The organism is Ruegeria sp. BB7 (genome assembly GCF_056539365.1).
In genome coordinates this window covers 12,598-25,718 of the sequence record NZ_JBQFUV010000017.1, presented here as the reverse complement: position 1 = coordinate 25,718, position 13,121 = coordinate 12,598, and the positions used below count along the sequence as shown (strand labels likewise).

General features: G+C 57.2%; 10 protein-coding genes and 1 riboswitch. Of the genes, 6 read left to right on the top strand and 4 right to left on the bottom strand.

Going from position 1 to position 13,121, the window contains the following annotated elements:
* Positions 1-69: 69 nt before the first annotated feature.
* Positions 70-277: riboswitch (cobalamin riboswitch) on the top strand.
* Positions 278-380: 103 nt separating this feature from the next.
* The 5 genes from ACR0D7_RS17510 (at position 381) to ACR0D7_RS17490 (ending at position 6,372) form a co-directional block, all read left to right on the top strand.
* Positions 381-737 carry a DUF1636 family protein gene (locus tag ACR0D7_RS17510; protein WP_480680171.1) on the top strand — a complete coding sequence of 119 codons (357 nt, stop codon included), beginning with the start codon at positions 381-383 and terminating at the stop codon, positions 735-737.
* Positions 734-1,519, top strand: coding sequence for an ABC transporter ATP-binding protein (locus ACR0D7_RS17505; RefSeq protein WP_480680170.1), 786 nt, complete (start codon positions 734-736; stop codon positions 1,517-1,519). The genes ACR0D7_RS17510 and ACR0D7_RS17505 overlap by 4 nt, the downstream gene beginning before the upstream one ends.
* 19 nt (positions 1,520-1,538) lie before the next feature.
* Positions 1,539-2,486, top strand: coding sequence for an ABC transporter substrate-binding protein (locus tag ACR0D7_RS17500; protein ID WP_480680169.1), 948 nt, complete (start codon positions 1,539-1,541; stop codon positions 2,484-2,486).
* A gap of 25 nt (positions 2,487-2,511) precedes the next feature.
* Positions 2,512-3,504, top strand: coding sequence for a FecCD family ABC transporter permease (locus ACR0D7_RS17495; RefSeq protein ID WP_480680168.1), 993 nt, complete (start codon positions 2,512-2,514; stop codon positions 3,502-3,504).
* 423 nt (positions 3,505-3,927) lie between these two features.
* Positions 3,928-6,372 carry a GcvT family protein gene (locus tag ACR0D7_RS17490; RefSeq protein ID WP_480680167.1) on the top strand — a complete coding sequence of 815 codons (2,445 nt, stop codon included), beginning with the start codon at positions 3,928-3,930 and terminating at the stop codon, positions 6,370-6,372.
* An 83-nt stretch (positions 6,373-6,455) separates the two neighbouring features.
* Here the strand turns inward: ACR0D7_RS17490 and ACR0D7_RS17485 are convergent, their stop codons facing one another.
* From ACR0D7_RS17485 to ACR0D7_RS17470, 4 genes are read right to left on the bottom strand one after another with little or no spacing between them, the layout of a single operon-like run.
* A complete protein-coding gene (locus ACR0D7_RS17485; RefSeq protein ID WP_480680166.1) occupies positions 6,456-7,196 on the bottom strand; it encodes a maleate cis-trans isomerase family protein in 741 nt (246 codons plus the stop codon).
* Positions 7,193-8,260, bottom strand: coding sequence for a pyridoxal phosphate-dependent aminotransferase (locus ACR0D7_RS17480; RefSeq protein WP_480680165.1), 1,068 nt, complete (start codon positions 8,258-8,260; stop codon positions 7,193-7,195). Before ACR0D7_RS17480 ends, ACR0D7_RS17485 begins: the two co-directional genes overlap by 4 nt.
* Positions 8,257-9,909 (bottom strand): hydantoinase B/oxoprolinase family protein, encoded by a 1,653-nt coding sequence (locus ACR0D7_RS17475; protein WP_480680164.1) that lies wholly within the window; start codon positions 9,907-9,909, stop codon positions 8,257-8,259. Before ACR0D7_RS17475 ends, ACR0D7_RS17480 begins: the two co-directional genes overlap by 4 nt.
* Positions 9,909-12,005: a hydantoinase/oxoprolinase family protein gene (locus tag ACR0D7_RS17470; protein WP_480680163.1), complete on the bottom strand. Its 2,097-nt coding sequence runs from the start codon at positions 12,003-12,005 to the stop codon at positions 9,909-9,911. Before ACR0D7_RS17470 ends, ACR0D7_RS17475 begins: the two co-directional genes overlap by 1 nt.
* 403 nt (positions 12,006-12,408) lie before the next feature.
* Here ACR0D7_RS17470 and ACR0D7_RS17465 point away from each other — a divergent pair, with 403 nt between their 5' ends.
* A complete protein-coding gene (locus ACR0D7_RS17465) occupies positions 12,409-12,933 on the top strand; it encodes a ferritin (RefSeq protein WP_480680162.1) in 525 nt (174 codons plus the stop codon).
* Positions 12,934-13,121 lie beyond the last annotated feature (188 nt).

The window sequence follows — 13,121 nt, the reverse complement described above, 5'->3', positions numbered from 1 at the left end:
CATTGCGTTTAACCGGCACAGAAACTGATTGCAGTCTGGAAAAACCATTTGACCCAACTCCAGTTCTCGGGCACTCGTTCCCCAGATGGTCCCCGCGGGTGCTAAAGCGGGGTGAAAAGGGAATACGGTGAGGTTGGCCGACTGGCACCAAGTCCGTGACTGCCCCCGCAACTGTAAGCGGTGAGCGACGCCAAATACCCACTGACCCAGAAGGTCGGGAAGGACGGCCAAGCATCGACCCGCAAGTCAGGAGACCTGCCATCAAGTGTTTTAACCAACCCGGGGCGGGGCGTCCTGGAAGGAGGCTTTGATGGCACGTTTCATGCGTGTTTACATGATCGGCACCTTCTGCTTGCGCTTGGCAACAAGTGGAGTGGGTAATGTTGGATACACCTGATCATTTCCTGCTGATTTGTTCGACCTGCAAAGGCGAAGACAACGCAGACGCATTGTGCCAGGCATTGGCTGCGAAGCTGCCTTCGGGTTTTGCACTGCGCAAAATCGCGTGCATGGCGGGTTGTGCACACCCAACGACTGTTGGGTTTCAGGCATCAGGAAAGGCGCAATATCTGTTCGGTGACATTGAAACGGAACAGGACATCAAAGCTTTGGCTGAATTCGCCGGGCAATTTCGCCTCAGCGAAGATGGGTGGACCAGCGCAACAGACAGGCCACCACAGTTATTCGAAAAGACGTTGTCTCGGCTGCCGCGGCTTGAGTTAGGGGAGTGTCGATGAATTCCTCATCCTTCTTGGTTGCCCGGGATCTTGCATATCATGCCCTCAATGGTGACGCCTTGCTGCAGCAGGCATCTTTTGAGTTAGATGAGGGGGCCATTCTGGCCATCGCCGGGCCAAACGGTGCTGGTAAGACTACGCTTCTGAACCTTTTGTGCGGCGCAGTGGATCTGGCGCTGGGGGATGTTCTGGTCAAAGGGCGCAGTCTTCGGCAGATGTCGGCAGTTGAACGCGCACGAAAAATCGCAGTCGTCAGCCAGCAGGAATACCCGGACGGAAGGTTGGCATTGCGGGACTACGTTGCTCTTGGTCAAATTCCGATTCGATCCGATCGCTCGACCGATGAACATGCTACGGAATTGTCGAGAATTTTGCGGCTGACCGGTCTGGGCGCTCTTGCGGATAAAAAAATGGCTGTCCTGTCTGGGGGTGAGCGTCAGCGGGCGCATATTGCGCGTGCCTTGGCGCAGAACCCCTCATTGCTGTTTTTGGACGAGCCGACCAACCATCTGGACCCGGATGCCAAGGGACGGATGCTGTCTCTGGTTGCCGAGTTGGGGATCACCGTGGTGATGATCGTCCACGATTTGGTCATGATCCCTGAATTCGCTACTCATGTGGCGTTGATGAAGTCATCCCGGCTTACCAGTTTTGGCCCTGTGGACGAGGTTCTGACGCCCGAACATGTACGTGAGACTTTCGGTGTCGACTACCTAAGCTTCCACCACGAAGGCCGTGTTATCCCGGCGCTGGATATCCGAAAAACAACTGTTTCAAACTAGACAAAGGAACCTCCTCAAAATGAAGCACATCTGGTCCGTGGCACTTGCCACTGCCATTGCAGGCGGCGCATCTGCAAATGAAGTAACAGTCGATAATTGCGGCGAGCCGCTGGTGTTCGAAACCCAGCCCGAGCGTCTGGTTGTGCATGACATGAACATGACCGATATGGCTTTTGCTTTGGGTTTGCAGGACAAGATTGTCGGTCTGACCGGCATCACAGGTTGGTACAAGACCAGCCCTGAGTTTGATACGCTTCGCGGTGACATCCCCGAGCTTGCGCCAAAATACCCGACGGTTGAAAACCTTGTCGCGGTTGCGCCAGACTTGTTTTTCGCCGGTTGGTACTATGGCATGAAGCCGGGTGGTGACGTCACCCCGGACACGCTGGAACCCTTTGGCATCAAAACCATGATCCTGACGGAAAGCTGCGTGCATCTGGATAAGGACCGCCCCGAGGCCAGCATGGACCTGTTGTTCGACGACGTTCTGCGTCTGGGCAAGGTGATGCATGTCGAAGACAAGGCCGAGGAATTGGTGAGCGGCTGGAAAGACGAACTGGCAGCCATTGAGGCCCAAACCGCGGAATTGCCGAAACCACGTGTCTTCTTGCTGGATGGTCCCGCAGATGCGCCCTTCACCGCTGGTAAGTTCGCTATTCCCGACGCGATGATTACAGCAGCTGGCGGCGAAAACGTAACTCATGACATGGAAACCAGCTGGGGCCGCACGTCGTGGGAATCCGTGGCTGCATCAAACCCGGAATTCCTGGTGCTTTTGGACTATCAGACCGGTAATGGGGCGGCCGATACCTTCAAGTTCCTTCAGGAACACCCGGTTATGTCCCTGACCGACGCCGTGAAAAACGAGCGCTGGATCGGTTTGCGCTACGAAGAGCTGACACCGGGGCCGGCCAATATCGAAGCGATCTCGAAAATGGCTCAGGCCATGCATCCGGGCGTCAACTGATATGGGCCGATTTGGCCTCTTACTCATGTTGAGGGCGGTCGGTCTGGCCGCCCTTTTGCTGATTTCAACCGTGTACGGTACAACTCCAATTCCTACCGTGGATGCATTCGACGCTGTCCTTTTGGGCACTGGTCTGGTCGACGGAGAAATGGCCCCCGCGCATCGGATCGTCTTTGACCTGCGCTTGCCGCGTGCTTTGTTTGCTGCGGTGATTGGTGCCGGATTGGGTATAGTTGGCGTCGTTCTACAAACCACGACACGCAATGATCTGGCCGATCCGTTTCTATTCGGCTTGTCCTCGGGGGCGGCTGCCGGAGCGGTGTTTGTCATCACGGTTACAGGGGATCTTCTGGGTTTCTGGACTCTGCCGCTGGCCGCCTTTTGCGGTGGGTTAGTGGCGTCAGGAATTGTGCTGGCGCTGGTCCGCGGGCTACGTACGAGTGCACCGGAAAAGCTGATCCTTGCGGGTCTGGCGGTGTCGTTCCTGTTCTCGGCCATAACAAATTACCTGATCTTTGCAGGCGACAGCCGTGCCGCGCATTCAGTCATCTTTTGGATGCTGGGTGGGCTAGGGTTGGCGCGTTGGGAAACCTTTCCGCTTGTCTGCGCTGGTTTGTTGCTGATCCTGACCTATGCGTTGTATCGCAGCCGTTGGCTCGATGCCCTTCTGACGGGGGACTTGACGGCTTCGACATTGGGTGTGCCAGTGCAGGGCTTGCGGTTCAGCATGTTTTTTGTGGCGGCCTTGGCCACTGCGGTTTTCGTTTCGGTCGCTGGTGTTATTGGCTTTGTCGGTTTGATGGTTCCCCATATCGCCCGTGGGATTGCCGGTCCATTGCATAATCGCCTGTTGCCAACGGCTGCATTGGTGGGTGCAGCGCTGCTGACCGGTTCGGATATTCTCAGTAGACTTTTGTTAGCCCCGCAAGAACTTCCAGTTGGGATCGTTACAACCTCAATAGGATCTGTTTTTGTGTTTATACTGCTGTTTCGGACTGCAAAGTATCAAAGAAAGTGAAGCCCGCAGCGTCTTTGTTGGGTCAGGAACGTCCGGCGGTTCAGGCGCCAGTCGCGAATTTTCAGACAAATCATTTATTGTTCGAAGGCAGCTAACTTGATGCGGCGTGGTCTGGATTTGATTAGGTCAACCCCAACCGGTATATCTTGAAAGCCGTGTATGGACAGAAGCGCTCCGGCTTCCTTCGCTCAAATAGCACGTGGGCTTTGCCCCCGTTTTTTTTGTGAGAGTTTTGGGCGACTGCCTCATATATCTTTTCGGAATGATGCCCTTGCCTGGATGGTTCCAGATGCCAGCAACTGACGCTCGAAACTCCGAGCAAAGCCACGATCGATGCCTTAAAGTCCACTGCGGTTTGCAATGTGGGCTGCGCGACACAACGAAAACAAACTCCTCCAGCGACTTTTACAGGATGGATACCCTATGAAAACTCATGCACAAGCAGTCGTAATCGGTGGCGGACTGGCCGGATGTTCAATCCTGTATCACTTGGCCAAGCTGGGTTGGACGGACGCCATCCTGCTGGAACGGGACGAGCTGACCAGTGGCTCAACATGGCATGCGGCGGCTAATATTCACGGGCTGCATGACAACAACAATATCACGCGCATCCAGCACTATACGATGAACCTGTATAAAGAGCTGGAGCAGGAAACTGGTCAAAGTTGCGGTGTGTTCCAGCCCGGGTCGCTGTATCTGGCACAAACCGAAGAGCGTGAGCACCAATTGCGCCTGCAAGAGGCCAAGGCTCGGTTCTATGAGCTGAACTTCCACGAAGTCAGCCGCGAAGAGGCCAAGGAACTGCACCCGCTGGCGCAGTTCGATGACATCCGCTGCATCATGTATGAACCCGATGGCGGCAATGTGGACCCGTCTGGCGTACCGCATGCTTATGCTGCGGGTGCGCGGGCGATGGGAGCTACGATTGAGCGGTTTTGTCCGGTCACGGGAACCGAGCAACAGGCTGACGGCAGTTGGATCGTCCGCACGCCCAAGGGTGATATTCGCACGCAGTGGGTGGTCAATGCCGCCGGGCTTTGGGGGCGGGAAGTTGCCGCGCTGGCGGGCCTGACCCTGCCGCTGCAACCAACCGAGCATCAGTATTTCGTGACCGAGTCCATTGACGAAGTTGCCAATCTGGGCCGCCGTCTGCCGTCGATCGCGGACCGGGATGGTGAGTATTACTTCCGTCAGGAAGGCAATGGTCTGCTGATCGGTGCCTATGAGAAGGACATGAAGTTCTGGGCCGAAGAAGGTACTCCGCTGGATTTTGCCCATGACTTGTTCCCCGACGATCTGGACCGGATCATGGAGAACGTAATCCGCGCCACCGAACGGGTGCCGGTTGCGGCCAACGCCGGGGTAAAACGGGTGATCAACGGCCCGATGATCTGGTCGCCCGATGCCAACATGCTGTGGGGTCCGGTTCCCGAGCTAAAGAACTATTTCATCTGCGGAGGATTGATCCCAGGCTTCTCCCAGTCGGGTGGGCTGGGCCTGCTGGCGGCGCAATGGATGATCGAGGGTGAGCCGAAATACGACATGTTCGCCTGGGACGTGGCCCGTTTTGGCGAATGGGCGGACAAGGCCTTCACCAAGGCACGGGTCGAAGACGCCTATACCCACCGTTTCGCCATCCATTTCCCGAACGAGGAACGCAGCGCCGGCCGTCCGGCCCGTGTACGTCCGGCCTATGAGATGCAACGGGACATGGGCTGCGTCTTTGGCCTGAACTGCGGGTGGGAACATCCGCTGTGGTTCGCCGACCAGCCGGGCACCGAAGAGACCAACGGCTTTACCCGCCAGAACTGGTTCGAACCGGTAGGCCGCGAGGTGAAGATGCTACGCGAAAATGTGGGCGTTATCGACATCTCGAACTTCGCCAACTACGTCATCAAGGGTCCGGGCGCGCACGACTGGCTGGACAAGCTGGTAGCCAACCGGGTGCCGACCGAGGTGGGGCGCTCCTGCCTGACGCCGCTGATCTCGGTCCGCGGTGGGGTGGCGGGCGACTTCACTATTACAAAGGTGGCAGATGACGAGTACATGATGATCGGCTCGGGCATGGCTGAACGTTATCATCAGCGGTTCTTCAACATGATCGAAATGCCCGAAGGCACCACCGTCGAGGTCGCGACGGACCGGATCGCGGGATTCAATGTTGCAGGACCCAAATCGCGTGATCTGTTGCAGCGGCTAACCAATGCGGACCTGTCGAACGAGGTCTTCCGCTTTATGCGCTCGGCAACGATCGACGTCGCGGGTGTGACCTGCTTGGCGATCCGCGTCAGCTTTACTGGTGATCTGGGGTGGGAGTTGCACTGCGCCGAAGAGGACCAGATCAGGCTTTATTCTGCACTGCTTGAGGCGGCTAAGGATTGCGACGGCGGACCGGTGGGCGGTCGTGCCCTAGGGTCGCTGCGGATCGAAAAGGGCTATGGCTCGTGGGGGCGCGAGTATTCGCAGGAGTATTACCCGCAAGAGGTCGGGTTGGCGGACCTGATTAAGTTGGACAAGGATTTCCTGCACAAAGAAGCCTATCTGACCATCAAGGATACTGCGCCGCGCGAAGTGCTTTCGATCTTTGAGGTTGGTGTCACCGAGAACGCCGATGCAACAGGTGGTGAGCCGATATTTGCCATCGACGGCAGACCTGCAGGTCGCGTGACCTCGGGTGCTTACGGTTATTCGGTCAGGAAATCTCTGGCTCTGGGTTACTTGGATCCCAACGTGGCCCAGCCTGGGGATACGGTTGAGGTCTATATCTTGGGCAAACCACACAAGGCGACAGTTCTGGCAGAAGCCCCATTTGATCCCAAAGGGCACCGTCTACGTGATGTCAAACCAGCCATGGAAGGGGTCGTTTGATAGGTTAGTATACATACAAGCCGGTCCGACGAGGTTCTTGTTGAGGCGCATAAAGCTTGCGTCAGCATACAGGACTGATGCTCTCAAAGCAGATCGAATAGTTGGCCGGGGGTATTCCCTTGACGGGGCAAGCCAAGCGCGCGCATCAGCGCGAACATGAGCGCTTGGTTGGAGGTCACAACTGGCTTACCTAGTGCAGCTTCGATCCGGTCTATTGCCTCGACCGCACGCATGTCGGTGCAGCTGAGCACAATGGCTTCGGCCTCGGGGTGGTCAGCCTGACAGGCCAGTTCGAACACCTCATCCGGGGTCAGCTCGCTCTGTCCGTAATTGCCTAGATTGCGGCCAATATCCGCGCATTTGACAGTTGTGACTTGATTTTGCGCCAGAAAGTCCACGGCCTGTCTGTTGATCTCGCCCAGATAGGGCGATGAGAACCCGACCTTGGTAACGCCCAATGTCTTGATCGCGCTCACCAACGCCCCGGCGGCGGTAATGGACAGCGCGCCTGACCCGGCCTTGATGTCCAGCGCCAGTTGCTTGTCGAAGGATGGGCCATGGGTCAGTGTAGCCGACGTGCAGCCATAGAGCACCACATCGGGCCGCACGCCCGAGATCATCTTCAAGTCATGGCTGATATCCGAAGCCCCAAGACCGGCCATCTGATCCGATCCGGGGATTTTATCTACGTCATATCCCCCTATTCGCTGAAAGTGCAGGGTCGTATCCCGGCAACGCATCAACATCATATCCGCTTCGAGATTGGTGTTTGTGAAGGGTACCAAGACGCCGATCTTGGCCCGTGCCCGGGTCTCATGGGTCATGACGTCACCTCTTTTAAGACTGCAAGGCAGCGGTCCATCACCGCCTCTTCACAAACTGTTGCGCGCAGGCATTCGGTTAGGCCATAGCCTCCCATTCCGCGCATCAAAAGGCCTTGGTCGCGCAATGCGGCGTCTGCGTTTCGTGCCATTTCAGCATCGGCAAAACGGATCAGCACGAAATTGGTATGGCTTTCGGGCACGCTCAGCCCAAGATCGCGGCAGTCTTGGGCGAACCGGTCCCGAATGGCCGCCGTGCGGGCCACCACATCGCGCATATACACCTGATCGTGCATCGCCGCCGTGGCTGCCGCCTGCGAGGCAGTCGAGATATTGTTAGGGTTTAGAAGTTTGCGCAACTCCTTCATGATACCGACGGGGAAATAGCCCCATCCGGCGCGTGCGCCAGCCAACCCGTAAGCTTTTGAGAGGGTGCGCGTGATCACTGTATCCTCTCGGTCCGCCAGTGCAAAGATCTCTGCCGGATCGTTGTCGTGGTCGGCAAACTCGGCATAGGCTTGATCGACGACCAGCAGTATATCGGCGGGCAGAGCGGCGCGCAGGCGCAAGATTTCGGCATTTGGGATCAGTGTGCCTGTTGGATTGCCCGGATTGCAGATGAACACAATGCGGGTCTCTGGCGTGACAGCAACCAAAACAGCATCGACTGAGACGGTTAGGTCGTCCTCGGGCGCAGCGACGTATTGTGCCTGTGCCTGTGCGGTGGCCGAAGCCACAAATGCATAGCCGTATTGCGTGCCCAGCACTTGATCGCCGGGTCCTGCAAAGGCACGGATCAGGCAGCCGATCAGCTCCATCGACCCGGCCCCGCACAGCACCCGCGCCGGGTCCAACCCGTGCACATCAGCAATCGCGGCCCGCATCTCGGGCCAATCAGGATCGGGATACAATGTAAGGCCAGCCAGCACCGCTTGCCCCGCTGCCACGGCGGCGGGGCTGGCCGGAAAAGCGCTCTCGTTCTGGGCCAAAGAAACGGTGTCCGATCCACCCAGATCGGCTAGCGCATAGGGGGCCATCTGCCGGATGTGGTCTACGGCCCGGATCATGATACACCCCCGTAGGCTTTCGCGCCTTCTTCCGTGACAAGTCCGCGTTTCAGATCCAACGCCAGGGCTGCCGGGTCCCGTTTGGCCGGGTTTCCAAAACCGCCTCCGCCGGGGGTGTCAAAAATCAAGTAGTCATCTCCTTCGACCCGCAGTTCTCCTTTACCCGGAATATCGCTGTCTCCGTCGCGGAACCGGATACGCCCCAGAGCACCGGGTTGACCGCCCATGCGCCCCAAAGCCGGGAATTTCAGCCGCTCGACTGACAGGAACACGATAAATGGTGCGTTGTTGGATGAAGTCATCTCGATCCTCTGACCCAATCCGCCACGATACTGGCCCGCGCCTCCGGAATCCGGCAGCAGCTCGCGCCGCCACATGATAACTGGGGCCATACTTTCGGTGATCTCAACCTGCGAGCCGAATACGCCGGACGGGTAAGCCGTGGCGGATAACCCATCCGCATGGGGTCGCGCGCCGGTGCCTCCGTTGTGCACGGGTTCGATGGCAAACTCACGTCCCCCGTTCGCCGCCACTTCGGGCGCGTGACGCATCGGCAGATCGAACATGCATGAGGCACCCTCGGCCGGAACCTGATCCGGCAGTGCCTGATGCAGGCAACCCAATACCAGATCGGGGGTCACTTGACCCAACGTGTGGCGCATGGCCACCGGCACGGGGCGTTGCGCGTTCAGGATACAGCCCTTTGGTCCATCCACCGTAAACGGTTCCAGCGAACCGGCATTGTTCGGAATGTCAGGCCCGACGATACAGCGCAGGGCAAAAACGGTATAGGCCGTCGCATAGTTCAGCGGTACATTGATGCCTTTTTTCGAGCAGCCCGAAGTGCCGGTGAAATCCACGTGCATCCCGTCCTTGGCGACGGTCAAGGTCGCGTGCAGCTCCAGCTCATTCTCATAGCCATCCATTCGCAGCACGTTCTTGTAGACGCCTTCGGGTACCTCGGTGATAGCCTCCAGCGCGCCTTTGCGAGAGGTGTCGATGATGTAGCTACCAAGCATGTCCAGGTCGTCGATCTCGAACTCGTCCATCATCGAGATCAGACGTTTTACCCCTGCCTCGCAACAGGCGATCAGGGCGTAGATGTCGCCTTCATTGGCGATCGGCTCGCGCGAATTGGCGCGGATGATGTCCATCAACAGTGCGTTGGGGGTTCCGGCCTCGACCAGTTTGCAGGGCGGGATCAAAAGCCCTTCGTCATAGATATCCGAGCCTTCTGGGCCCATGCCCAGACCGCCCAGATCAACCAGATGCGAGGTGCAGGAAGTAAAGCCCACCACCTTGTCATCCTTGAATGCGGGCATCATCAGCAGGAAGTCATTCAAATGCCCCGAGGCCAGCCATGGATCATTGGTCATATAAATGTCACCGGGCTTCATGTCTTGCAGTGAAAAACGCTCGCGCAGATGCAACACGGCCTCGGCCATGGTGTTGATATGACCGGGAGTGCCGGTCACTGCCTGGGCCAACATCCGACCATTCACGTCGAAGATACCTGCCGAGATGTCACCACATTCCCTTACGATAGGTGAAAAGGCTGCGCGGATCAGGGTCTGACCCTGTTCCTCGACCACCGCCAGCAGACGGTTCCACATCACTTGCAGGCGGGCAGGGGAAAGTTCAGCGGTCATCATGCGCCTCCTTTCTGGTGTTGGGTCAGGACAAGGTTGCCTATTGAATCCATATGCGCAGAGAAATCCGCGGATACGAGTGTGGTGGTCTGCGGCTCATGGATAAGTGCCGGGCCCGATACGTGGTTGCCGGGCTTCAGGTCGGCGCGGGCCACAAAGGCGGCATCCTTGGTTGAGCCATCCACATCACAGGTGATCTGGCGCGTTTCGGTAACATTGAACGCGGTGCATTCTGGTGTCTCTGGCACCGGCAATAGGGCAGGGTCCGGGGTTGCCACCCGCACGGCCCAGTTCAGGATTTCGATCTCCATCCCCGGAACCGGACGCGAGAACTGCTTGCGGTATTCCTTTTCGAACGCGGCGGTTAGGGGGGTAATATCCTCGGCAGTCAGGGGGCGATCCGGCAAGGTAATCTCGATCTCGTGCCCCTGTCCGCTATATCGCATGAAAGCGGTCCGCAGGGTTTCCGTCGGAGCGTCGCCAGCACCTTGGCCCACGACCTCTTTTGCCTCGGCTATCATTGTGTCGAACAGGTCGTTCACCCCGTCCAAGCCCAGACTTTCAAGCAGTGAATAGCGTGAACGGACAATTTCGAAAGAGATTGGAGCGAATAGAAATCCGATTGCGGACCCAACGCCCGGATTGGGTGGGATCACGATGCGGGACACCCCGGCTGAACGTGCCACCCGGCTGGCGTGTAGCGGGCCATTGCCGCCAAAAGCGATCATTGTACGTGGGCCTAGATCTTTGCCGCTTTCTACCGCATGCATCCTTCCGGCGCTTGCCATGCTTTCATCCACGATGCGGCTGACTCCATCGGCCGAGCCGATCGCGTCCAAGTTCAGCCTGTGGCCTATCGTGCGGGTCAGGGCGGCCTTGGACGCTTCGGGATCAAGCTTTATATGCCCTTCGGCAAAAGTATCCGGCACGATGTAACCCAAAGTGATGTCACTGTCGGTCACAGTAGGGTCAGCACCGCCGCGCATAAACGCCACCGGCCCGGGTTCGGAGCCAGCGGATTTTGGGCCGACAGTCAGGCGACCCAGACGGTCCACACCCGCAATCGAGCCGCCGCCTGCGCCGATCTCGATCATCTCGATCACCGGAATGCGAACCGGCATGCCCGAACCCTTGATAAACCGGGCGGCGCGCGCGATTTCGAATGCACGCGAGGTTTGCGGGCGGGCCTTGTCGATCAGGCAGAGTTTGGCCGTGGTGCCACCCACGTCAAAGGAAAGGACCTTGTCCAGCCCAGAGCGTGCCGCGATGCGCGCCGCCAGAATTGCCCCGCCTGCAGGGCCGGATTCGACCAGACGGATCGGGAACCGGGCGGCAGTTTCCACGGTGCACATACCGCCACCTGCAGTCATCATCAGAATTGGACAGGTAACACCTGCGGCCTCGAACTGGTCGACAAACCCGGACAGATAGCGTTCCATCAATGGCTGAATATAAGCGTTCGCCACGGTAGTGCACAGGCGGTCAAACTCGCGCGCTTCGGGGCTGACATCAGATGAAATCGAAACCGTCAGATCGGGGCGACGTTCAGTCAGAATTGTGCGCAGCCACTGTTCGTGGGTGGGGTTGGCGTAGGCGTGCATCAGACAGATCGCTATCGCTTCGGCCCCGCTTGCGTCGATATCAGCCAGAAGTGCATCGATTTGGGTTTCGTCCAACGGGATCAGCACATCACCTTCTGCGGACATACGTTCGCTAATGGTCAGGGATCGTTCGCGCGGAACCAGCAGATCTGGTTTTTCCAGATTGATGTCGTATTGGGAATATCGCCGCTCGTACCCGATTTCGAGGATGTCCCGAAATCCTTCGGTGCAGATGGTTGCCACAACCGCGCCGCGTCGTTCAATCAGCGCGTTGGTCGCCAGTGTCGTTCCATGGATGAAGCCAGTAACTTCGGTGAGTCTTCGACCGGATTGCTGCATGACCCGCCGCGCGCCTTCCATCGCGCCTTCGGCCGGATTTCCGTGAGTGGTCAGCGTTTTGGTTGAGGCAAGGATCGTGTCTTCATCGGAAACCAATACTGTATCTGTGAAAGTACCGCCGATATCTATGGCTAGGCGCAATGTCTGTATTGTCATGAAGTCTTCCGAAGTTACCGTGGTTGCAGAGCAAGCAGTTGGCAAAATGCCCGGCAATCAGGCAGAAGGCACCAGATCACAGCCGGTGGCGCGGCGTTCCATCGGATTTGGAATGCAAGTCTTCATCATTTTCAAACTTTGGGGGGTTATACACGCCACCGCTAGCGAGATTGCGACACACAGGTCCACAAGCGACATGAATTACCGCGGCCGGATATCAAACGGTGTTTAACGGTTGTTTAGTGCTTTAACTCAAAGAAAGGAGGCTTGGCTCCAATCCTCAATAATAGGCTATGCTGAAAACCAACGGATTTCAGAAAGTTCAAATGCCACCTGTACAGGTTGACCTGAAACTATCCAGCCAACGTCCAAAATTAACCCAATCCATTCAAGGATCAAAGCTATGTCACACCCTTCGTCCGCAGCCACTATGAACGATCTGATGAACCATGAGCTCAGGGCCGCACACCTGTATTGGCAGGCGGGCGCGTGGTGTGCAGAACGCAACCTAAATGGCTGCTCGGAACTGCTGCTGACTCATGCGGATGAAGAGCTGACGCATATGAAGAAGATGCTCAACTATCTTATAGACTGCGAATGGCCGATCCGATTCCAGGCCCTGCCAGAGCCAAAGGTCGAAACTGACACGGTTCAAGGTTTGTTCCAGATGATCCTTGATCACGAAAAGAAAGTGACCGATGGGATCAACGCGGCCGTGAAAGAAGCGCAAGCCTTGGATGACCACAGCACATTTGAGTTTTTGCAGTGGTTCGTGATGGAACAGCGCGAGGAAATCAAGACGTTTCAAGGCATTATAGATCGGATAAAACTCATAGGTGACGGGCCGCACTCGCTCTACTATATCGACAAGGAAGTTGCAGAAATCTCTGCAAACATGGCGTCTGGCGGGGGCGTTCCAACGGCGTGAACTTGGCTGTAGGTCGTCAGGCATTGGATTATCAGCGCGTGTTTGAAAATGCGCTGTCGACATACTGTTGAGCAAAGAAAACAGTTGGTCGCCAAATCCTGATACATGCAGGGGCCGCAACGTTCGCTAAGATTTCAGGTCGTTAATCGGTTTTACCTAACGTGCTGCCGGTTAACACTGACAGCGAG